20 protein-coding genes and 1 tRNA gene are annotated in these 20,581 nt (G+C 61.9%); 7 read left to right on the top strand and 14 right to left on the bottom strand.

Annotated features, from left to right (window positions below; genetic code table 11):
• Positions 1-8: 8 nt before the first annotated feature.
• Positions 9-1,583 (bottom strand): methyl-accepting chemotaxis protein, encoded by a 1,575-nt coding sequence (locus C8K18_RS06310; protein WP_107706977.1) that lies wholly within the window; start codon positions 1,581-1,583, stop codon positions 9-11.
• Between the two features lie 344 nt (positions 1,584-1,927).
• Between C8K18_RS06310 and C8K18_RS06305 the strand changes: the two genes are divergently transcribed.
• Entirely contained in the window at positions 1,928-2,959 is a 1,032-nt protein-coding gene (locus tag C8K18_RS06305; protein ID WP_107706976.1) for a transporter, read from the top strand.
• Between the two features lie 23 nt (positions 2,960-2,982).
• On the opposite strand, the gene C8K18_RS06300 is transcribed toward C8K18_RS06305, so the two are convergent.
• The 3 genes from C8K18_RS06300 to groES all read right to left on the bottom strand — a co-directional run bounded on the left by C8K18_RS06300 (position 2,983) and on the right by groES (position 5,392).
• Positions 2,983-3,243, bottom strand: coding sequence for a hypothetical protein (locus C8K18_RS06300; protein WP_107706975.1), 261 nt, complete (start codon positions 3,241-3,243; stop codon positions 2,983-2,985).
• A gap of 175 nt (positions 3,244-3,418) precedes the next feature.
• On the bottom strand, positions 3,419-5,041 hold the full coding sequence (gene groL, locus C8K18_RS06295) for a chaperonin GroEL (protein ID WP_029966961.1): 1,623 nt from the start codon (positions 5,039-5,041) through the stop codon (positions 3,419-3,421).
• A gap of 33 nt (positions 5,042-5,074) precedes the next feature.
• Positions 5,075-5,392: a co-chaperone GroES gene (gene groES, locus C8K18_RS06290; protein WP_107707140.1), complete on the bottom strand. Its 318-nt coding sequence runs from the start codon at positions 5,390-5,392 to the stop codon at positions 5,075-5,077.
• Between the two features lie 392 nt (positions 5,393-5,784).
• Here groES and C8K18_RS06285 point away from each other — a divergent pair, with 392 nt between their 5' ends.
• The 4 genes from C8K18_RS06285 (at position 5,785) to C8K18_RS06270 (ending at position 7,594) form a co-directional block, all read left to right on the top strand.
• Positions 5,785-6,228, top strand: a complete 444-nt coding sequence (locus C8K18_RS06285) for an Hsp20/alpha crystallin family protein (RefSeq protein WP_107706974.1) — start codon at positions 5,785-5,787, stop codon at positions 6,226-6,228.
• A gap of 50 nt (positions 6,229-6,278) precedes the next feature.
• On the top strand, positions 6,279-6,710 hold the full coding sequence (locus C8K18_RS06280; RefSeq protein WP_107706973.1) for an Hsp20/alpha crystallin family protein: 432 nt from the start codon (positions 6,279-6,281) through the stop codon (positions 6,708-6,710).
• A 153-nt stretch (positions 6,711-6,863) separates the two neighbouring features.
• The gene (locus C8K18_RS06275; RefSeq protein WP_006047180.1) at positions 6,864-7,427 is read left to right on the top strand and encodes an Hsp20/alpha crystallin family protein; all 564 of its coding nucleotides are present in this window, start codon (positions 6,864-6,866) and stop codon (positions 7,425-7,427) included.
• A 91-nt stretch (positions 7,428-7,518) separates the two neighbouring features.
• A tRNA-Lys gene (locus tag C8K18_RS06270) sits at positions 7,519-7,594 on the top strand.
• Between the two features lie 40 nt (positions 7,595-7,634).
• Here the strand turns inward: C8K18_RS06270 and C8K18_RS06265 are convergent.
• The 9 genes from C8K18_RS06265 to C8K18_RS06230 all read right to left on the bottom strand — a co-directional run bounded on the left by C8K18_RS06265 (position 7,635) and on the right by C8K18_RS06230 (position 17,392).
• Positions 7,635-9,134, bottom strand: coding sequence for a GGDEF domain-containing protein (locus C8K18_RS06265; RefSeq protein ID WP_107706972.1), 1,500 nt, complete (start codon positions 9,132-9,134; stop codon positions 7,635-7,637).
• 243 nt (positions 9,135-9,377) lie between these two features.
• Positions 9,378-9,647, bottom strand: coding sequence for a hypothetical protein (locus C8K18_RS33050; RefSeq protein WP_132384542.1), 270 nt, complete (start codon positions 9,645-9,647; stop codon positions 9,378-9,380).
• An 82-nt stretch (positions 9,648-9,729) separates the two neighbouring features.
• Positions 9,730-11,190, bottom strand: coding sequence for a xylulokinase (gene xylB, locus C8K18_RS06260; RefSeq protein ID WP_107706971.1), 1,461 nt, complete (start codon positions 11,188-11,190; stop codon positions 9,730-9,732).
• A gap of 49 nt (positions 11,191-11,239) precedes the next feature.
• The gene (locus C8K18_RS06255) at positions 11,240-12,142 is read right to left on the bottom strand and encodes an AraC family transcriptional regulator (RefSeq protein ID WP_029966950.1); all 903 of its coding nucleotides are present in this window, start codon (positions 12,140-12,142) and stop codon (positions 11,240-11,242) included.
• A 44-nt stretch (positions 12,143-12,186) separates the two neighbouring features.
• Positions 12,187-13,362 (bottom strand): ABC transporter ATP-binding protein, encoded by a 1,176-nt coding sequence (locus C8K18_RS06250; RefSeq protein WP_006047175.1) that lies wholly within the window; start codon positions 13,360-13,362, stop codon positions 12,187-12,189.
• Positions 13,363-13,365: 3 nt separating this feature from the next.
• Complete coding sequence (locus C8K18_RS06245; protein WP_006047174.1) at positions 13,366-14,400, bottom strand: NAD(P)-dependent alcohol dehydrogenase; 1,035 nt, start codon at positions 14,398-14,400, stop codon at positions 13,366-13,368.
• 10 nt (positions 14,401-14,410) lie between these two features.
• On the bottom strand, positions 14,411-15,223 hold the full coding sequence (locus C8K18_RS06240) for a carbohydrate ABC transporter permease (protein WP_107706970.1): 813 nt from the start codon (positions 15,221-15,223) through the stop codon (positions 14,411-14,413).
• Positions 15,211-16,089: a carbohydrate ABC transporter permease gene (locus tag C8K18_RS06235; RefSeq protein WP_006047172.1), complete on the bottom strand. Its 879-nt coding sequence runs from the start codon at positions 16,087-16,089 to the stop codon at positions 15,211-15,213. The genes C8K18_RS06240 and C8K18_RS06235 overlap by 13 nt, the downstream gene beginning before the upstream one ends.
• Before the next feature lie 28 nt (positions 16,090-16,117).
• Positions 16,118-17,392: a sugar ABC transporter substrate-binding protein gene (locus tag C8K18_RS06230; RefSeq protein ID WP_107707139.1), complete on the bottom strand. Its 1,275-nt coding sequence runs from the start codon at positions 17,390-17,392 to the stop codon at positions 16,118-16,120.
• A gap of 350 nt (positions 17,393-17,742) precedes the next feature.
• Here C8K18_RS06230 and C8K18_RS06225 point away from each other — a divergent pair, with 350 nt between their 5' ends.
• Positions 17,743-18,141 (top strand): BON domain-containing protein, encoded by a 399-nt coding sequence (locus C8K18_RS06225; protein ID WP_006047170.1) that lies wholly within the window; start codon positions 17,743-17,745, stop codon positions 18,139-18,141.
• Between the two features lie 19 nt (positions 18,142-18,160).
• On the opposite strand, the gene C8K18_RS06220 is transcribed toward C8K18_RS06225, so the two are convergent.
• Positions 18,161-19,105, bottom strand: coding sequence for a LysR family transcriptional regulator (locus tag C8K18_RS06220; protein ID WP_107706969.1), 945 nt, complete (start codon positions 19,103-19,105; stop codon positions 18,161-18,163).
• Positions 19,106-19,267: 162 nt separating this feature from the next.
• Between C8K18_RS06220 and C8K18_RS06215 the strand changes: the two genes are divergently transcribed.
• Positions 19,268-20,557, top strand: coding sequence for an MFS transporter (locus C8K18_RS06215; protein ID WP_107706968.1), 1,290 nt, complete (start codon positions 19,268-19,270; stop codon positions 20,555-20,557).
• The last annotated feature ends 24 nt before the right edge of the window (positions 20,558-20,581 follow it).

Below are 20,581 nucleotides of genomic sequence, written 5' to 3'. Positions count from 1 at the left end.
AGCCGCCTTTATACGCCTTCGAGACGGAAGAACGACACCGACTGATTCAATTGCCAGCCCTGATCTTCGAGCGACTTTGATGCAGCCGCGGCTTCTTCCACCAGCGCGGCGTTCTGTTGCGTGACCTCGTCCATCTGCGTGATCGCCTGATTGACCTGTTCGATACCGCGGCTCTGTTCCGCAGAGGCCGCCGCGATTTCGCCCATGATGTCGGTCACGCGAGCGACTGCCTGAGTGACTTCGGCCATCGTCATGCCGGCCTTGTCCGCGAGCGACGAACCGTCGCGGATCTTCTGCACGGATGTGCTGATCAGATCTTTGATCTCCTTTGCCGCGCTCGACGAACGCTGCGCAAGATTGCGCACTTCGCTTGCCACCACGGCGAAGCCGCGGCCCTGTTCGCCGGCACGCGCCGCTTCGACGGCGGCATTGAGCGCGAGGATATTCGTCTGAAACGCAATGCCTTCGATCATGCCGGTGATCTCCGCGATACGCGTTGAGTTTTCGCTGATCTCGCCCATCGTGCCCACCATTTCACCGACGACGCCATTGCCCTTCGACGCCACGTCGGACGCATTGGCCGACAAGGTGCTCGCCTGCTGCGCGTTTTCCGCGTTCTGCTTCACCGTGGTCGTCAGTTCTTCCATGCTCGATGCGGTCTCCTGAAGGGACGACGCCTGCTGTTCCGTGCGCGACGACAGATCGACGTTGCCCGACGCGATCTGGCTTGAACCGGTCGCGATGCTGTCAGCGGCATGGCGAACGTTGCCGATCAGACGAACGAGGCTCGACTGCATTTCGCCCATCGATGCAAGCACGCTGCCCGCCGGCGCATTGCTGGCGCCAGGCACCGCGCGCAGATCGCCTTCCGCGACGCGCCGCGTGACTTCGGCGAGCGCGACCGGTTCGGCGCCAAGCGCACGCATCAAACCGCGCGTGATGACGATGCCGGCGCCGATTGCAAGCGCCATCGCGGCAACGCAGAAGGCAATCAGCAGATTGCGCTCATGCGCCAGGCGCTCGGCCGACTCCTTCGCCATTTCTACCGCGCGTTCATGCGTGGCGTCCAGGTACGCGTTCGCCGCTTTCGTCAATGCGGTCAACAGCGGACGGCATTTGCTGGCGATGTCGGCGATGGCGGCATCGCGCTGTCCGCTCGCCGCGAGCCGGTCGATCTCGAGCGCGACGGGCCGATAAAGCTGTTCGATACGCGATATTTCCGCGGCGAGCGTGCGCGCGTTTTCGCTGATGTCTTTCGCGCTGGCCACCATCGCGTTGAATTTGTCGAGGCGGCTCTCGACGCGCTTCTCCGCGTCGAGCACCGCTGCCTTCTCGACCTCGATATCCGCCGGCGATGAAACAAGCACGAGATTACGCACTGCAATCGCGCGGTCGCTGACCGCGTTTCGCACCGACTCGGCCATCTGCGCACGCGCATTGATGCCGCTGATGAACCCGGCGAAGCGCTCGTTCGCGTCGTTAAGCGCGATCAGCGATATGCCGGAGACGATCATCACGACGACCGCAAGCGAACCGAACGCGGCAGTCAGCTTCGCCTTTTCCGACAGATTATGAAAGTTCATGATTCGGGACTCCAGTCGCCCACATGTTTGGCCGAAAACTATTTGAAGACTTCGGATGCCCGGACAATCCGGGGTCAGCAGCAGACGGTTGGAAATCGGTTTTCGCTGGCGCCACACGCAATAACGGCGCGCTTCTTCGTGACCGTAGGGCGGTTACTCCCAGGTAAGAGGCCGCAAAGGTTTGCGGATGATTGATATTCGCTATGAAGCAATCGCTCAATGTTGCGAGCGTCGTGGAGACGCTCGAGTTGAGGCAATATGACGGCCATTGCGGCTTCATGTTGGACTGGTAAATTGCGAGTGTCATCACAAACCGCAAGCGGAAAGCAAGGTCTGAAAGACTTATGAAATCTGAACTTCTGCTGCAAACCTATGGCTCCGATTCGTCCGGCATTGTGTGCGGCTTCGTCTTTTCGCCCACGCAAGCGGGCCGGCCCATTTCCGCCGACGAAGCGCTCGAATGGCTGCGTGCGCAGCAAAACAGCGCTTCGCATGCGGACGAATTTCTGTGGCTGCATTTCAATCTCGCGCACAGCGCGGCCGAGCGTTGGATGCACGCGCAACTCGATCTGCCCGAGACGTTTTTCGACGCGTTGCGTGAAGGCTCGCATTCCACGCGTATCGAGCAGGCCGACGGTGCATTGCGCGCCGTGGTTAACGACGTGATGTTCAACCTCGAGTTCACGCCGTCCGAGATTGCGACACTCTGGATTTACGCACATCAGCGGATCATCGTGACGGCGCGGCTCAAGCCGCTGCGTTCGGTGGACCGCTTGCGCGCGTCGGTGAAAGAAGGCGAAATCTTCCGCTCGCCAGTCGAGCTGCTGGTTCATCTGATGCGCGATCAGGCGGATTTGCTCGTGCAGATCGTTCGACGCACGAGCGCCGATATCGACCGTATCGAAGACCGTTTTCTCTCGCAGCGGCCCACGCAAAACCGGCTCGATCTGGGCGCCATGCGACGCATGCTGACGCGCTTGCAACGGATGCTCGCGCCGGAGCCGGGCGCGATCTTCCGCCTGCTCGCGAGACCGCCGCGCTGGCTTCATCCGGAAGACGTACAGGATTTGCGCGAGTCGACGGAAGAGTTCTCCGTGGTGCTCTCCGACATGGCCGGGCTGATCGAACGCGTCAGGCTATTGCAGGAAGAGATTATTTCGCGGCTCGAAGAACAGAATAACCGCACGCTGTTTACGCTGACGCTGGTCACGGTTCTCGCGATGCCGATCAACATCGTCGCGGGCTTCTTCGGTATGAACGTGGGCGGCATTCCGTTTGCCGAGAACCATCACGGCTTCTGGGTGTTGGTCGTGCTCGTGGCCTGCTTCACGGGACTGGCGGCATGGTGGGCGTTTCGTCGAAGGAAGGAACGATAGCCGCATAGACAGACCCGCGCCGTTCAATGCGGTTGCTCGATCATCAGATAGCGGATCACCAGCGCGGGATCGGCGATGTCGAGTATGAGGCGGCGCATGATGCGCTTGCGCATGTGATTTTCGTCGAGCATCCACGGCCCGCCGGCATCGCTCAGATAGCGCGAGAGCGCCGCGCGCGTGTCGGTGTTGGCGGGCAGCTTCAGGCGAGCGGCAAGCAGGCCCGCCACCACGTCGTCCAGTTCGAGCGTCAGTGGACGCGAGTCGATAGTGAGCGTCAGTTCCATACGTATTCGATCGTTTCGAATCTCACGCAAACCGGCTGCGGCTCATGCAAAAAGCGGCTCCGCCAGCCGCGAACGGACAGCGGAGCCGAACTGGAGCCGTGCCGGACGTGAGCCCGGCAATGGCAGCCGAACCTTCTCCTTTGTACTCTGCTCAGTACTTTGCTTGGTACTCGGCCTAGTACTCGAGTTCGGGCGCGTTCGCCGCGGCGGGCTTCTCTTCCTTCGGTGCTTCGGCGACGGTTGCATCCGTCGTGAGAATGAGGCCGGCGACCGACGCCGCGTTTTGCAGCGCCGTGCGCGTCACCTTCGTCGGATCGACCACACCCGCTTCCACGAGGTCGCCGTACTGACCCGTGGCCGCGTCATAACCGAAATTGCCCTTGCCTTCGAGCACCTTCGCGATGACCACCGACGGCTCGTCGCCCGCGTTCGAAGCGATTACGCGCAGCGGCGCTTCGAGCGCGCGCAGCACGATGCGAATACCGGCGTCCTGATCGGCGTTGGCGCCCTTCAGGTCCGCGATGGCCGCACGCGCACGCAACAGCGCCACGCCGCCGCCCGGCACGATGCCTTCTTCCACAGCGGCGCGCGTCGCGTGCAACGCATCGTCGACGCGGTCTTTCTTTTCCTTCATCTCGACTTCGGTCGCCGCGCCCACCTTGATGACCGCGACGCCGCCCGCGAGCTTCGCCACGCGTTCCTGCAGCTTCTCGCGATCGTAGTCGCTGGTGGTCCCGGCGATCTGCGCGCGAATCGCCTTCACGCGCGCCTCGATTTGCTGCTGGTCACCGGCGCCGTCGATGATGATCGTGTCGTCCTTGCGCACTTCCACACGCTTCGCGCTGCCGAGATCTTCGAGCGTCGCTTTCTCGAGCTGCTTGCCGGTTTCTTCGGAGATGACGGTGGCGCCCGTGAGCACCGCGATGTCCTCGAGCATCGCCTTGCGGCGGTCGCCGAATCCAGGCGCCTTGACGGCCGCGACCTTCAGCACGCCGCGCATCGAATTGACGACGAGCGTGGCGAGCGCCTCGCCTTCGACGTCTTCCGCGATGATGAAAAGCGGCTTGCTTGCCTTCGCGGAGGCTTCGAGTATCGGCAGCAAATCGCGGATCGCCGAGATCTTCTTGTCGTACACGAGGATCAGCGGATCGTCGAGATACGCGGCCTGCCTGTCCGGATTGTTGATGAAGTAGGGACTCAGATAGCCGCGATCGAACTGCATGCCCTCGACCACGTCGAGTTCATTGTCGAGCGACTTGCCGTCTTCGACCGTGATCACGCCTTCCTTGCCGACCTTGTCCATTGCATCGGCGATGATCTTGCCGATCGCTTCGTCGGCGTTCGCGGAGATCGACGCCACCTGCGCGATTTCCTTGCTCGTCGAAATACGCTTGGACGTCTTCAGCAATTCGTCCAGCACGGCCGCAACCGCCTTGTCGATGCCGCGCTTCAGGTCCATTGGATTCATGCCCGCGGCGACGTGCTTCATGCCTTCCTGCACGATGGATTGTGCGAGCACGGTCGCGGTCGTGGTGCCGTCGCCGGCCACGTCGGCGGTTTTAGACGCGACCTGCTTCACGACTTGCGCGCCCATGTTCTCGAAGCGGTCCTTCAGTTCGATTTCTTTCGCCACCGACACGCCGTCTTTCGTGATGACCGGCGCGCCGAAGCTGCGCTCGATCACGACGTTGCGGCCTTTGGGGCCGAGCGTCACTTTCACCGCATCGGCCAGCACGTTCACGCCCTTGACGATCCGGTTACGGGCGCTGTCGTGAAACCTGACATCTTTCGCACTCATCTTGTTGCTCCGGGAAAAGTCTTTGAACGTTTATCACGCGGCTTTGCGCTGCGCGGCCGCGTCGGCTTCGAATACGCCAATCACGTCTTCTTCGCGCATGACGAGCAGTTCCTCGCCGTCGATCTTGACGGTCTGGCCTGCATATTTGCCGAAGAGTACGTGGTCGCCGACCTTGAGTTCGAGAGGACGCCGGGTGCCGTCCTTCAGCAGACGCCCGTCACCGACCGCGATCACCTCGCCCTGTTCGGGCTTTTCGGCGGCGGAGTCCGGAATCACGATGCCGGATGCCGTCGTGCGTTGCCGCTCGATTCGCTTGACGACAACCCGGTCGTAGAGGGGACGAATGTTCATTTCCATCTCCTGTGCGATAACAGATCACCAAAAAGGAATCCGGCTGCGCGCGAACAGCGAGATGGATGACGCCCGCGTTGGGGCGCAGCCGTTGCCAGTGTCCTGGCGGAAAGCGAAATAGGGGTTCGTTGCGGGACTTCAAGAGCGTGTCGAGCGGGCTCTTTGTAACAAAATTTTTCAGCGCGCGTCACGCATTTTCGCGCCGGTTTTTCGCTAGGCAACTCTGCAAAAACCGTACTTGAAATTCGTTCGGCGCCGACCTATTTTATTGTCGGCTCAGCAGTCGCGTTGCACGCGCTGCGTGTTTCGATTTGTTTGTCAGTGGATGAATGTCCCTGACGGGCGAACTGGAGCGCGTGGTCCGGTTCGCCCCAGGGCGAAGGAGCAACACCATGAGCGATCTCTTCTCAAGCGCCGGATTGGCCGGCGATATCGAACGCCTGCAACGGCAGGTCGCGAGTCTCTTCGACGGCTTTCCCATGAGCATTCGCGCCGCGGGTTCAGGCACGTTTCCGCGGATCAATATCGGCAGCACGGACGAGTCCATCGAGATCGTCGCGTTCGCGCCGGGCATCGACCCGGCGAAACTCGATGTATCGATCGACAAGCGTCTGCTGACGATCAGCGGCGAGCGCGAATTTCCGCAGACGGAAGCCGCCGGCGATGACACGCGCACTTATGCGCAGGAGCGTTTTGCCGGCCGGTTCCGGCGCGCGATCGAATTGCCGCAGCATGCGGACCCGGACAAGGCCAGCGCACGTTATGTCGACGGCTGTCTGGTCGTGAGCGTGGCGAAGCGCGAGTCGTCGAAGCCGCGCGCCATTGCCGTTCAATGATGTTTTGGGTGAGAACCGAATCGTGAAGATCGTGAAGTAAGGAGGCAATCATGAGCGACACAACCGAACTTGCGAGAAAAGATGAAGCCATGAGCGAAACGGCGAGCGAAACCGCGGTGACGCGCCGCGACGACGAGCGCGCGCAAAGCCGCGTCACGCTGACGCCGCCCGTCGACGTGTCCGAGGACAGTCAGGGCATTACGCTGTGGGCCGATTTGCCGGGTGTGACGAAGGAGCGGTTGAGTGTGAAAGTCCACGATGGCAATCTGTATATCGAGGCCGAGGCGATGGTGCCGACACCGGCCGGGCTGCGTCTGCAGCACGCGGAAATTCGCGAACCGCGTTTTGCGCGGGCGTTTTCGCTCGGCGCCGACTTCGACACGTCGAAGATCGACGCGAATCTGAAGGACGGCGTGTTGAAGTTGACGATTCCGCGTCACGACGAAGCGCGTCCGCGCCGCATCGAAGTGCGGACGAACTGACCCGGCGCATTCGCAACGACGACAGGAGAAAACGGGTGGCGGCGTTATGCCGCCACTTCCGCCACGTCCGCCACGTCCGCGATCTTTGCGATGGCATGGCGTCGGCGCTATGGTGAATATGCGGTTCTCGTACCAGACGTAAAGGAGGATGCGATGAACACCGATCCGAAAAAGTGGAACCCTTTCAAGTTTCTTCGCGGCTCGGCGCGCAAGCAGCAAGCGGACAGTGCGCCGGATACGCCGGCGAGCGAGCAGTGGCGTGCCGCGTGGCCCGATATTTCGCGGCTTTTTCCGCGCGATCCGTGGCGTGCGGTCGAGGAGTTTTTCCATGATCCGTTCGCGGGCCGCGGCGCGCTCGAACGATGGTTCGGCGACTTCAGTTCGTCGCGTTTCCAGCCGCGCATCGACGTGGTCGACGAAGGCAAGGTCTTGCGCGTGACCGCCGAGTTGCCAGGCATGGCGCGCGAGGATCTGACCGTGAGTGTCGAGGATGGCGCGCTCGTGTTGCGCGGCGAGAAAAAGCAGGACGTGCATAGCGAGGAAGACGGTTGCTACCGGCTCGAGCGTGCATACGGCGCTTTCGTGCGCACGATCCCGATGCCGGAGGAGGCGGATCCGGACCGCGCGCTGGCCAAATTCGACAAAGGCGTGCTAACTTTAACTGTGCCGAAGCAGGAGCGGCCGCGAACCGCTAGCCGGACAATCGAGATTGGCTAGCGCGGGCGGCATCGGCTATCGGCTGTCGGCTGTTGGCTGTCTGTTCGCCGTGGTCTGAAAAACGCTCGCGGCGAACGGGTGCGTTGAGAGTGGGTCGTTAGCTCAGCTGGTAGAGCAGCGGACTTTTAATCCGTTGGTCGGCGGTTCGAATCCGCCACGGCCTACCAATCTTTTTGCATGGCGTCCAAAGAAGCCGCACCCCGCACCTTACTCCGAGCAACTAGCAACACGATTACGCCCGGTCGCCTTCGCGTTATAGAGCGCCTCATCGGCGGCCTTGATGACCGTTGTCACGTCGGCGTCGTGGTCGGGCGACCAGCTTGCGGACCCGATACTCGCGGTCACGCGTCCGTATTCGCTGCCTGCATGCTCGATCGCGAGTTCGTTGATCGCGGACCGGATTTTCTCCGCAATAACGGACGCCCCTTGCGGCGGCGTATCCGGCAGAACGACAATGAACTCTTCGCCGCCATAGCGGGCCGCAGTGTCGGCCGGCCGCCGGATGTTATCGCCGATGCAGCGCGCGACCGCGGCCAGCGCATCGTCGCCGGCCTGATGGCCGTACGTGTCGTTGTAGGCCTTGAAGCGGTCGATATCCACAAAGAGCAGCGAGAACACGCTATGCGTGCGCCTCGCGCGGCGCCACTCCTGTTCGAGAATCTCCCCAAGCGTGCGCCGGTTATGCAAACCGGTGAGACTGTCCGTTCGCGCGAGCAATTGCAGTTCCGATTCAGCGCGCAGCCGACGCTGCAGTTGTGTGCCCAACACGAACGACAGCGCGACGAATCCCACAGCGAATGCGCTCATCAGCGAGCCGATTGTGAGTGCCCGCCGATGCCACGCCGCGTAGATGTCCGGCTCCGCTTCGGCCACCATGATGATCAACGGCAGGTGCGGGAAGTTGCGGAAGTAGTAGAGCCGACGCACGCCGTCTATCGACGACGTGTCGGAAAAGCTGCCCTCCTCGGCGGTCATGAACTGCCTGAAAGTGCTGGCCTTGCTGATGTCGCGTCCGATCACCTTCGGATCGTAAGGGTGCCGCATGATCATCAGGCCATTGCGGGCGATCAGCGAAATGGCGCCGTGCTGTCCGAGCGACAATCCGCCGAACAGGTCGTGAAAATATTGGAGGTTGATCGCCATCAGCGCGATGCCGGCGAACGAACCGTCCGGGTTCGATATGCGGCGGCTCAATGCGATGCTGGGCGCACCATTGCGCAGACGCGAATGAAACGGTGTGCTGACATACAGGCCGGCGTTGGGGTTGTCGCGCTGCACGACGAAGTAATCGCGGTCGGCAAAGTTGCCGGTGCGCGGCGCGTCGTTCCCCGCGTCGATGATGATCTTGCCCGACGCATCGAACACGAGCATCGAGCCGAGATTTTTTGCGGCGGTGGCGCCGTCGAACAGGATCTGGTTTCGCAGACGGGGCGGCAAGGCCATCACGTCCCGGTTGCCGAGTCCGTCAACCACCGACTGAAGCGAAAGCCCGTACAACTCGAAATTGCGCTCGATGTCACGCTCCGCGATCAGTGCGACGTTGCGCGACGTCTCGCGCGCCCGATCGAGCGCGTCCTGCCGGCTCTGGTACAGCGAAGCGGCGCATAGCGACACCATCACGATGGCGATGAAGAAGCCGCCATAAAAAACGGCACGCGGTCCCAGGTGCCATGCAGCGATGTTTTTGTTGTTACGCAGCGACAGCATGTTCACCTCGTTATTGTTGGGCTCTGGCGCTGACCCGGGAGACGAAAAACAGTGGACCGGTGAATGCCGAACATCGATGCGATTTCCTTGATGCCGGGTTTGCCCTGGTCGGTGAGCCGATCTATTGACTCGGGTCGCGCAGGGGAGAGCGCCGGTTTTACATGTGGGTTCCCCCGCATTCTAGCGGAGCGGTGTGCGACACCCATGCAATGCCGATATCGCCGAAAAAACGCGCCCGGCTAGTTAGCCGTTAAAGTCGGCCGTTGGAATGTCGTTAATGCGGGCATGGATTCCGAACTCCCCTTCATAACCGATGACCTGCTGCACGAACTGTGCGTAGCGATGGCCGCTTTCGACGCGATCGGAAGAGCGAACCCCGCTGACGACGCGGTGCGGCAGTGTGCGGAGCTTCGCGAGGAGGCCGCGATGCTTCTCGCGGCGTTCGGTGACAGGAGTCTTTAGCCGTGGCCCGCGTTGGGTCAACGGTGTGGTGTAGGCAGGAACCCTTGCCATGTGGAATACCGCAGCCGCGCCTCGGTCATTGAAGCGCGGTTGCGTTGACAAAACATTGAGCGACTTGGAACGTAACGAATCCCTATCGGGAAAACTCGTCCTTAAGCGCCGCATAGATCCTGCGATACCGCGCAAGCCGCTCTTCGATTAAGCCTCGTTGCGCCGCGTCAGGCGCGCATACCTCGATCGTCGCCGGCGATGTACACACCTGCGCGACGCTCTCCTTCGTCACGGCCAGACGCGCAAGCCGCGCGGCGCCCAACGCTCCGCCGACATCGCCGCCCTGGTGACGGCGCATGGCAACGCCCGTAGCGGTTGCACAAAGCTGGGCCCAGAAGCGGCTACGCGAGCCGCCGCCGATGAACGACGCGGTGTCCAGCGTGGTCCCCGCGCCCTGTAGCGCCGCATAACCGTCGGCCATCGCGAAGGCCACGCCTTCCATCACGCTGTACGCGAGGTCGGCGTTCGTGTGAGCGCCGGTGAGTCCCCAGAACACGCCCTTCGCGTTCGCGTCGTTGTGCGGCGTGCGCTCGCCGCTCAGATACGGCAGAAACAGCGGTGCGCCGCGTGCATCGGCGGTTTCGGCCGAGGCCGCAAGCTCGGCGACGTCGGTCTTCAGCACGCCGGACAACCATGAGAGACTCGAAGCCGCCGACAAGATCACGCTCATCTGATGCCAGCGGTCCGGCAAGCAATGGCAGAACGCGTGTACCGCCTGCGCGGGATTCGGCGCAAAGCGGTCGGTGCCTGCAAACAGCACGCCCGATGTACCCAACGACAAGAACGCGCTACCGGCTTCGGCGACGCCCATGCCGATCGCACTCGCCGCGTTGTCGCCCGCACCGCCGCACAGCAGCACCGGGTTCGCAATGCCCCATTCGCGCCGCAACGTATCGTTTAACTGTGCCGCTGCGTCGCTGCCCTCGACGAGCCTCGGCATATGCTCGCGCGAAAGCCCGGTGGCGTGAAGCATTCTGTCCGACCAGTCGCGCTTCGCCACATCGAGCCATAGCGTGCCCGACGCATCCGACATGTCCGAGACGAATTCTCCCGTGAGCCGCCACGCGAGATAGTCTTTCGGCAACAGCACCTTGTGCGCTGCGCGGAACACGGCCGGCTCGTACTTGGACAGCCACAGAAGTTTCGGCGCGGTGAAGCCCGGCATCGCGAGGTTGCCGGTGATCGAGCGCGATTCGGGCACCAGCGCTTCGAGTTCCACGCATTCGGCAGCCGCGCGCGTGTCGTTCCAGAGAATCGCTGGACGCAGCACCTGGCCCGCGCGATCGAGCAGCGTCGCGCCATGCATCTGGCCCGACAAGCCAATGCCGCGCAGCGCCGCGAAGCCCGCCGGATTCGACGCCCGCACCTGCGCGATGGCATCGAGCGTGGCATGCCACCACGACTGCGGGCTCTGTTCGGACCAGTGAGGATGGAGTTTTTCGACTTCGAGCCGTGCGCTGCCGGTGGCAAGCGTTTGCGATTCGTCGTCGGTGAGCAGTACCTTGACCTCGGATGTCCCAAGGTCGATTCCAAGGAAAGTCAAGAGTGTCGTCCCGGTTGTGGCGGCCGTCGTGTGTTGCCGAGGCAAGACGTCAGGCCGCGATCATGTGTTCGTTGATGTGTTCGTTTACGTGTTCGTTCAGTTGATGCAGCGCGCGAAACTTCGACGGCGGCATCCCCTTCGTCGAAAGAAACTGGCGATTGAAATTCGACAGGTTGTTAAAGCCGACGCGATAGCAGATGTCCGTCACGCTGAGCGTCGAACACATCAGCAGTTCGCACGCCTCGTTGATGCGCAAACGGTTCAGGTACTGCACGAACGTACATCCCGTATGACGGCGGAAAAAGCGAGTGAAGGTACTCACGCTCATGCCGGCGAGTTCGGCAACGTCGGCCTCGCGCAAAGTGCCCGGAAGATTCTGCTGAATGTACGAGAGCACCTGGTTGATCGTGGACTGCATGTAGCGATGCGCGTTGACGTCGTAGGCGGGCCCTGCGAGCAAGGTGCGCTCGTTGCACGACGACAACCTGTCGAAGATCGACATCAATAGTTCGACGCGGCGGCAGCCGTGCGACGCGGCGAGCTCCATCATCATCGGCGCGATGGCGAGACCCACGGCATCGGGAAACTGGATGCCGCGCGCGGCGTCGTCGACGAGACTGACAATGGAGTGCAATTCATTGAACGCGGCCGCCATGCGTTCGATCGCATCGCGCGAAAACTGCAGCACAACATCACGCGAGGGCACCGTTTGGCGTTCGCCGATTTCGCTGATCCAGTTGTGCGGCAGATTCGGCCCGGTGATCACAAGATTGCCTGGCGCAAAGTCGCCGATAAAGTCGCCAACAAAGAACTTGCCCGACGACGCGCGTATGACGTGAATCTCGTACTCCGGATGAAAGTGCCACTTCGCCACCGTGTGCGGATAGTCATGCACCCAGGCGCGGAACGACTCGTCGCGCCGCGTGTGCACCAGTTCGAGGTCCGGATTCATCGCGCTTCTCCTTGGCGGCTGTCTCGGGGCCGCGTCTTATTGCGTCAATGTACAGCCGCTCCTTGCACGCCCGTGGTCCGATGCAGCGGATCAACCGGCGATGTCGCTCTCATGTGAGCAACGGGCAAGGACACATTCTGCTCCGTCTGCGCGTCGAAAACGTGCAGGTCGGCTAGTTTGAACTGAAACGTTACCACGCTATCCAGCGCCGGCAATTCACTCGCCGGCACAAGAGCCGCAAGCCGTTCGCCGGCGAATTCGAGCGTGACGAGCGCCTCCGCGCCCAGCAGTTCGATCAGTTCCACTTTGCCGCGCAGCTTGAGCATCGCGATGTCGTCGTCCGCGGAGGCGACCTTCAGATAGTTCGGCCTGATCGCGAGCTTCACCGCCTGGCCCGACTGCAACTTCGCAAAGCGCGGCCCGGCAAGCGTCCAGCGCTGACCTTGCACCTGAACGAAACAGGTGTCGCCGGTGCGTTCAATGGTCCCGGACATGAAGTTCATCGCGGGTGTGCCGATGAAGCCCGCAGCGAACAGCGTATGCGGAAAGTGGTAGAGATCGGACGGTGTGCCGGCCTGCTCGATACGTCCGCCTCGCATCAGGATCACGCGGTCGGCGAGCGTCATCGCTTCGAGCTGGTCGTGCGTCACATACACCGTTGTGGTCTTCAGCCGCTGATGCAAGCGCTTGATGTCGCCGCGCAACTGCGCACGCAGTTTCGCGTCGAGATTGGACAGCGGCTCGTCGAATAAAAACACTTCAGGCGTCTTGATCATGGCCCGCGCGATGGCGGCGCGCTGCTGCTGACCACCCGACATCGCGCGTGGCTTGCGATCGAGCAAGGCGTCGAGATTCAGCATCGCGGCGACTTCGCGCACGCGGCGGTCGATCTCCGCAGCCGGAACTTTCAACCGCCGCAAGCCGAACGCGACGTTCTCATACACCGTCATGTGCGGATACAGCGCGTAGTTCTGGAACACCATTGCGACGTTGCGCTCGCGCGCCGGCAGATCGTTCACGACCTTGTCGCCGATCGCCAGGTCGCCGCCGCTGATGCCTTCGAGACCCGCGATCATGCGCAGCATCGTGGACTTGCCGCAACCGGATGGCCCGAGCAGCACGACGAACTCGCCGTCGTCGATTTCCATATCGAGCGGATGCAGCACCGGCGGTCCGCCGTCATAACGCTTGGTAAGGCCTTTGCAAACGATCTTCGCCATGACTCAGTCCATCTCTATCTGGATCTTTACATCGTGCGGGCGCGCTGCCGCCGCTTCCTCGAATGCCTTCAGGCCGTCGGCGAAAGCGAACTTGCGCGAGATGAACGGCTTCACGTCGATCATGCCCGAGCTGATCAATGCAAGCGCACGCGGAAACACATTCGCGTAACGGAACACCGATTCAAGGCGCGCCTCCTTCGCCTGCATCGCGACGACATCGAGCGGCACGCGGTCCACCGGCATGCCGACGAGCACCGCACAGCCGCCAGGGCACAGCAGATCGAACAGGTCGTCGTAGACGCGCGCGTTGCCGCTCGCCTCGAATACCACATCGGCGCCCCAGTTCGTCGTGACTTCGCGAACCACATCGGAGAGCCGCTGCTCGCGTGCATCGACGGTCGTCACCGCGGGATTGCCGGCGAACAGCGCGAGCTTTTCCTTGATGACGTCGGCGAGAATCACGCGCGACGCGCCGCCTGCGAGCGCGGCGAGCGCGGTCATCGCGCCGATCGTCCCCGCGCCGATGACCACGGCGACATCGCCCGGTTTCATCGAAGCCTTCTTCGCGGCCTGCAGGCCGATCGAGAGCGGCTCGACAATCGCGCCTTCCGCGAAAGACACATTGTCTGGAAGCCGGAACGTGAAAGCGGCAGGATGCACGACATACGGCGTCAGACAGCCATGAATGGGCGGCGTGGCCCAGAAACGCACGGCGGGGTCCAGGTTGTACAGGCCGCGCATGGTGGCGGGCGAGTCGAATTGCGGAACGCCCGGTTCCATGCAGACGCGGTCGCCGACATGCAGATGCGTCACCTCGCTGCCCGTTTCGACCACCGTGCCGGATGCTTCATGGCCGAGGACCATCGGCGCGTCGACCTTGAACGGACCGATGCGTCCGTGCGTGTAGTAATGCACGTCGCTTCCGCACACGCCCACCGTATGAATCTTGATCTTGACGTCGCGCGGACCGACTTCGAGCGGCAGGTCGATATCGCGCAGCGCGAGTTGCCGTGCTTCTTCGAGTACGAGGGCTTTCAAAAGAGTCTCCTTACTTGCCTTTGAGCATTGAGTTCAACAGCCGGCCGAGTACGCCGACAAAAATAATCGGAGGCAGCGCGAGCAGCACCGTGGACGCGTTGATCACGCCCCACGGCACTTCCTGTCCGAGCGATGTGAACGCGGATGCGACGACCGGCAGCGTCGCGCTTCTCGATGACGTGAGGGCAAGCGCGATCATCAGTTCGTTCCACACCAGCACGAAGCTGAACACGATGCCGCCCATCAACGTGGCCGCGCTGATCGGCAAGGCGATCCGCCAGAACACCGCGTAGGGGCCGTAGCCGTCGAGCGTGGCGGCCTCTTCCACTTCGCGCGGCAGACGCTGGAAGACGGGAATGGACAGCCATGTGATGGTCGATAGCGTGACGAGCAGATACGTGACCACCATCGACAACTTCGTGTCGTACAGACCGAGGTCGACCCAGATAGCGATCAGCGGAATCGCGACCGCCACCGGCGGCAGGAATCGCAGCGACAGCAGAAAGAACTGGATGTCGCGCTTTCCCGGTACGTGATAGCGAGCGATGACATACGCGGCCGGTACGCCGAGCAGCGCGCCGAGCATGACGGCAAAGCCCACGATAGACAGGCTATTGCCGAGTCCGATCAGCACCTCGGGACTCGACACGACTTGCCGGTAGTTCTCGAGCGTCGGCGAGAAGATAAAGCGCGGCGTCGGCGTGACGATATCGAGCAGGCTCTTCAACGAATTGAGGAAAGCCCATAACACCGGAAAGACGGCAACGAGCGCGAGCGCCACGCCGAACGACCACGCGGCGCTGCGCGAAATCAGTCTTCCCATTTGTTCACCCGCTTCCAGATGAAAGTGAAGATGAGCGTGGTCGCGACCATCATCAGGACGGCCATACTCGATGCATACGAGACCTTGCCCGACAAGCCGATGCCTTGCGAATACGCATACATGTCCAGCGTTTCCGTGGTGATGCCGGGGCCGCCCTTGGTCATCACATAGACGAGATCGAACGAGCGCAGCGATTCGACCATCTTGATGAACACGAGGCTCATGATCGGCACCTTCAGCATCGGCAGCGCGATGTACGCATAGACCTGCCAGGTGCGCGCATAGTCGAGCCGCGCAGCTTCTAGCGGCTCGGGCGGCAGCGTCTCGAGCAGTTTCAATACGACCACGGCGAAGAACAGCCCCCATTGCCAGATATCGACTAGCGCCACGGCATACAACGCAAGATGCGGATCGGACAGAAACGCCGTGTTCTCGACGCCCAGCAAGCCGAGAAACCAGCTAAGAATGCCGGTCAGCGGCGAATACATGAACTTCCAGATGAAGGCCGCCGACACGCGCGGCAGCAGCACCGGCACGATCAGCAATAACGAAATCACGGCGCGCATGCGGCCATGCACCTGCTCGAACAGATAGATGGCGATCACCACGCCCACCACGACCGCGCCGAGCACGGTGACGATTTCCCAGATCGCCGACACTTCGATGGCGTTGACAAAGCGCCTGTCCGAAAACAGGCGCGCGAAATTGCGCAGCCACACGTAGTCGCTATCGGCGTAGCGCAGCACGCGGTTCTTCAACGCGAGATTGATGGCCGCGATGGTAGGAACGAGACCGAGGACCGCCATCACGGCAAGAGGCGGTCCAAGGAACACGAACGGAAGACTGGTTTTGCCCCGATTGAACATTGACGTCTCCAACAGCGTGGCGTCGGCGTTACTTCTTCGCGCCGTGTTGCATCGCGTCCTCGGCATACTGAACGGCGTCGTTGAGGCTTGCCTGAGCGTCCGGTTGCGTGCCCGTGAATACTTCTTCGAGCGCGATGCCCAGGTTGTCGCCGATGTCCGGCCATTGCGGACTCGACCAGATCGTGACCTTCGTCACCGGATTCGTGTCGTTCAGTCCGGCGAGGATCTGCGGCTTCACATGCTTCTGGAAGTAATCGCTTTTGATCGTGCTCGTGCGGTTGTAGTCGCTAAAGACGTTCTCGCGCAGGCGCGCCTGCTCCTGGTCCTTGCCCGTCGCCCACGCGATGAACTTGCCGGCCGCCTGACGCGTGCATTCGTCTTTTGCGCCGACAGACGAAATCGCGAGACCGTGACCATAGGCAGCCGAGGGCAACGGTGAGGGCGGCCTGACGTAGCCGACCTTGTCGGCCACACTGGATTTCGTGGGGTCTTCCATCCAGTCGGCGAACGGCGTCGATTCGATCATGAAGGCGACCTTGCCGGAGCGGAACGCTTCGAGCGCATTGCTCCAGTCGTAGGTCGCCGCGCCCGGAGGCGCATATTTGAAGAGATCGCGATAGAGCAGCGTGGCTTTCACCGCGGCCGGCGAATTGAAGTCCGGCGCCTGGTTCTTGCCGGTCCATGTGCCGCCCTCGGCGAGCATGAAGGGCGCCCAGCGCCACACGTTCATGCCCGAGCCGCGTTGACCGCGTGCGACCCAGCCGTACATGTTCGGCGGTGCATTGAGCTTCTTGATGGCCGCGACGAGTTCGTCGAGCGTCTTCGGCACGGGTATATGCGCTTTCTCGAGAATGTCGCGCCGGTAAAACAGAAAGTCGCCGCCGCCGATCAGCGGAGCGAAATACGCGACGTTCTTATAGCTTGCCACCGCGCGGCGGCCGGGCAGAAAGTCGTCGTAGTCGGCGTCTTTCGGGTAGTACTTGAGAAGCGGCACGACCCAGCCCGCCGATGCGAACTCGGCGACGTTCGCTTCATCAATGTAGTAGATCTGATAGGAACCGGCACCCGTCGACGCGTCGAGCCGCGATTTCGAACGACGGTCGTTCTCGCCGAAGTAATTGATCTCAATCCGGGTGCCGCTGCGCTTCTGATAATCGGGCAGCGACTTTTCCATGACCGTGAGGCCCAGGCTCTTTTGCGCGAGCACCTTGAGCACGGGAACGTTGCAGGTCTGGGCCGCCGCCAGCAGGGGAAAGCCTGCGCCCAGCACGGTGCAGGCCGTCAACAATCGAATCGGTTTCATGCTCGTCTCCGCATTTTGGAATGTTTTTGTCATCGCCATACGGGCGCTGCGGTTGGCAGCAGAGCAGACGTACGGTGACGAGAACTGTAGTAGTCGCGGTCGAGTGCGGGCCACTGCAAAAGGTCGAAGGCGCTGATACTTTTTGCTCGCGCGTTGGATGCGGCGCACAAAATGTGTCAGTGATGGCGGCGCGCGCGTGCCAGTATCTGGGCGATACGTTCCGATACGTCGCCGACACACGCCAGATACATTCCGCGCTTCTAATGTCTATACGGCGCAAGCGTAGCCAGTTGCAGTGATCGTTCTAAAAAACCAAAACGTTGTTCTCTCCAACCTCAAAAGGATCAATCATGAAACTTCGACATCTCGTTGTGAGCAGCGGCCTCGCGTTAGCTGCAGCAGCATTCGCATACACGCCGGCATTCGCCGCGGACGCCGTAGCAGCGGCATCGGGCAGCAGCGTGTCCGCCAGCAGCGTGTCACCCAGCAACCCGGCGCCGAGCAAGAAATCAGTTCGGGCAGCTAATCGTACATTTTCGAAGACAGTCCAGAAAGCCCTGTTCCGGACCAAGGGTCTTGAAGACACAACCATCGCCGTGTTCGGCAATGCAAAGACGGGTCACGTGACGCTGGCCGGACAGATCGAGAGCGACGATCAGGAGGGTCTGGCAGTGGACGCCGCGAAGAAAGTACAAGGCGTGACCTCGGTCAGCAGCAAGCTGACGCTGCGCGAGCAAGGCGGAGGCTGAACGAACACAGCGTTTCGATTCAGCGTATGGGTTTCCGGCGCGCCGGCCGTTTCACCGGCGCGAACATCGGCATGCGTTCCTCGATCCATTTCAATAGTTCCAGCGGCCCGGCGGCAAGCGGCCGGTCCGCTTTGACCAGCACTCTCGCCTGCGCGCTCTCGAATAGCGGATGAGCGATCGCAACCGTGGTGAGTTCCTCACTTCCGAGTTCGCGGTACGCGGCAAATTCTCCGACCAGCGTCATGAAGTTCTCCGCGGTGACGAAGCGCTTCAGCGCGCTCAACGAGTTCGTGACGAGCGTGGGGCGGATCGACACGTTCGCCGCCACCTGCGCCATCGAAACGACATGGCCGATGCCGAACGTGGACGGCATCAGCGCAAGCGGATACGCCTGCAGGTCATCGAGACTCGCCGGGCCGCCCCGTTTCGCTAATGGATGATCCTTTCTCAGCAACAGCACAACCGGCTGCGCCGAACTCGCTCGATATGCGATGCGCGCGTGCGGCGGCGGGTTATAGGCGAGCCCGATATGAGCGCGATTCTCCGCGACCTCGTCGAGCAACGCGTCGACGGCCAGCATGGTCATGCTGACTTCGAGACCGGGATAGCGCGTGCAGAACGGCGCCAGCACATCGTCCACAAAGATATCGACAAATCCTTCGCTGACGGCCAGTTGAATTTGCCCGGTGCGCAGACCTTTTAGCGCGTGCAACTGGTCTTCGAGCTTCTCCTGTTGCGAGCGATAGCCGCGCCAGAATTCCAACAGATGCATCGCGGCTTCGGTCGGCTTCACGCCGCGCGCCTGTCGCTCGAACAGCACGGCGCCGAGTTCGTCTTCGAGCAATTTGATCTGCCGCGTAATGACCGACGGCGACGTGTTGATGTGCTCGGCCGCGCCGCGAACGGTGCCATGAGTCAGCACTTCATGGAAATAGCGCAGACGCTGCTGGTTGATTTCTCGCATTTCACCGCTCCTAACGCCGCATTGGCGCTTTCATGGCGATCGCCGTTGCGTTGCTTAAAAGGCAACGATACGTGAACTTAGTTGCTCTTGCTAGCCGACTTTTGCGCTGCCACCATCGACTCAACCCCTGCGACGGGTCCAGTGAGACATTCGGAGACAACCATGTCAGCAATTCATCCATCGGCCGCCGGCGATCCCGCCGCCGCGCTGTACAGCAAGCTCAACTGGCGGCTCCTGCCGTTTCTGGTGACCTGCTACATGTTTGCGTATCTGGATCGCGTGAACGTCGGCTTCGCGAAATTGCAGATGCAGACCGACCTCGGTTTCTCCGACGCCGCGTACGGCGTGGGCGCGGGCATCTTCTTCATCGGCTACGTGCTGTTCGAATTGCCGAGCAACCTGATGCTGCCGAAGGTCGGCGCGCGCAAGACCTTCAGCCGCATTCTGGTGCTGTGGGGCATCACATCCGCGTGCATGCTGTTCGTGCGCAGCGTGCCGGCGTTTTACGCGATGCGCTTTCTGCTCGGCGTATTCGAAGCGGGTTTCGCGCCGGGCATGATCTATTACCTGTCGTGCTGGTATGGACCGGCGCGCATGGCGCGAGCCATTGCGCTCGTGTTCGTCGCGGGACCGCTGGGCGGCATTGTCGGCGGCCCGGTGTCGGCGTGGCTGATGACGAATCTCGCCGGCGTCGGCGGCCTCGCGGGCTGGCAGTGGATGTTTCTCGTCGAAGGCTTGCCGTGCATCGTGCTCGGCCTGCTGACGCTGCGCGTGATCTCCGATCGGCCCGCCGAAGCACGCTGGCTCAACGACCGTGAAAGAGCCTTGCTCGACGGCGAAACCGCGCCGACCCAGCATCGCGCGGATTCGTTCAAGGCGGTGCTGAAAAGCCCGCGCGTGTATGTGCTTGCGCTGGCTTACTTCAGCGTCATTTTTCCGATCTATGCGATCAGTTTCTGGCTGCCGACGCTGCTCAAGGAGCAGGGCGTCAAAGACACGCTGCGGCTAGGCTGGTACACGGCAATTCCTTATGTGGCCGCGGCCGTCTGCATGTATCTCGCCGGCCGCAGTTCCGACCGGCTCGGCGAGCGACGCTATCACTTCGCGATTCCCGCACTGGGCGCCGCGGTCTTCCTGATCGCAGCGATCCTTGCCGACGGCAATCTGCCGCTCACGCTTGTCGCGCTGACGCTCGGCACCGCTTGCCTGTGGATGGCCTACACGGTGTTCTGGGCGATCCCGTCGCAACTCGTCGAAGGGACGGCCGCGGCGGGCGGGATCGCGCTCATCAATACGGTCGGATTGTCGGGTGGTTTCTGGGGCCCGGCAGTTGTCGGCTGGACGAAGGCGGGGACCGGCAGCATGCATGCGGGACTCTTCGTCATGGCTTGCGCGGCCGCGCTGGCCGCCGTTCTCATCCTCAAGGGCAAGCTGACGCTCAAGCAGGAATAGCTGCTTCGAAGCTGTATTCGCTCA

Source organism: Paraburkholderia sp. GV068 (genome assembly GCF_003058125.1).
In the GTDB taxonomy this organism is placed as follows: domain Bacteria; phylum Pseudomonadota; class Gammaproteobacteria; order Burkholderiales; family Burkholderiaceae; genus Paraburkholderia; species Paraburkholderia graminis.
This window is presented reverse-complemented; position numbering and strand designations above follow the sequence as displayed.

Excerpts from the sequence above, each read along its gene's own strand:
- groES (WP_107707140.1), bottom strand. The coding sequence starts at position 5,392 with ATGAACATTCGTCCCCTCTACGACCGGGTTGTCGTCAAGCGAATCGAG.
- C8K18_RS06300 (WP_107706975.1), bottom strand. The coding sequence starts at position 3,243 with ATGGAACTGACGCTCACTATCGACTCGCGTCCACTGACGCTCGAACTG.
- C8K18_RS06255 (WP_029966950.1), bottom strand. The coding sequence starts at position 12,142 with ATGAATCCGGACCTCGAACTGGTGCACACGCGGCGCGACGAGTCGTTC.
- C8K18_RS06275 (WP_006047180.1), top strand. The coding sequence starts at position 6,864 with ATGAACACCGATCCGAAAAAGTGGAACCCTTTCAAGTTTCTTCGCGGC.
- C8K18_RS06265 (WP_107706972.1), bottom strand. The coding sequence starts at position 9,134 with ATGCTGTCGCTGCGTAACAACAAAAACATCGCTGCATGGCACCTGGGA.
- C8K18_RS06280 (WP_107706973.1), top strand. The coding sequence starts at position 6,279 with ATGAGCGACACAACCGAACTTGCGAGAAAAGATGAAGCCATGAGCGAA.
- C8K18_RS06310 (WP_107706977.1), bottom strand. The coding sequence starts at position 1,583 with ATGAACTTTCATAATCTGTCGGAAAAGGCGAAGCTGACTGCCGCGTTC.
- C8K18_RS06215 (WP_107706968.1), top strand. The coding sequence starts at position 19,268 with ATGTCAGCAATTCATCCATCGGCCGCCGGCGATCCCGCCGCCGCGCTG.
- C8K18_RS06225 (WP_006047170.1), top strand. The coding sequence starts at position 17,743 with ATGAAACTTCGACATCTCGTTGTGAGCAGCGGCCTCGCGTTAGCTGCA.
- C8K18_RS06250 (WP_006047175.1), bottom strand. The coding sequence starts at position 13,362 with ATGGCGAAGATCGTTTGCAAAGGCCTTACCAAGCGTTATGACGGCGGA.
- C8K18_RS06235 (WP_006047172.1), bottom strand. The coding sequence starts at position 16,089 with ATGTTCAATCGGGGCAAAACCAGTCTTCCGTTCGTGTTCCTTGGACCG.
- C8K18_RS06305 (WP_107706976.1), top strand. The coding sequence starts at position 1,928 with ATGAAATCTGAACTTCTGCTGCAAACCTATGGCTCCGATTCGTCCGGC.
- C8K18_RS06220 (WP_107706969.1), bottom strand. The coding sequence starts at position 19,105 with ATGCGAGAAATCAACCAGCAGCGTCTGCGCTATTTCCATGAAGTGCTG.
- groL (WP_029966961.1), bottom strand. The coding sequence starts at position 5,041 with ATGAGTGCGAAAGATGTCAGGTTTCACGACAGCGCCCGTAACCGGATC.
- C8K18_RS06285 (WP_107706974.1), top strand. The coding sequence starts at position 5,785 with ATGAGCGATCTCTTCTCAAGCGCCGGATTGGCCGGCGATATCGAACGC.
- C8K18_RS06240 (WP_107706970.1), bottom strand. The coding sequence starts at position 15,223 with ATGGGAAGACTGATTTCGCGCAGCGCCGCGTGGTCGTTCGGCGTGGCG.
- C8K18_RS06230 (WP_107707139.1), bottom strand. The coding sequence starts at position 17,392 with ATGAAACCGATTCGATTGTTGACGGCCTGCACCGTGCTGGGCGCAGGC.
- C8K18_RS33050 (WP_132384542.1), bottom strand. The coding sequence starts at position 9,647 with ATGGCAAGGGTTCCTGCCTACACCACACCGTTGACCCAACGCGGGCCA.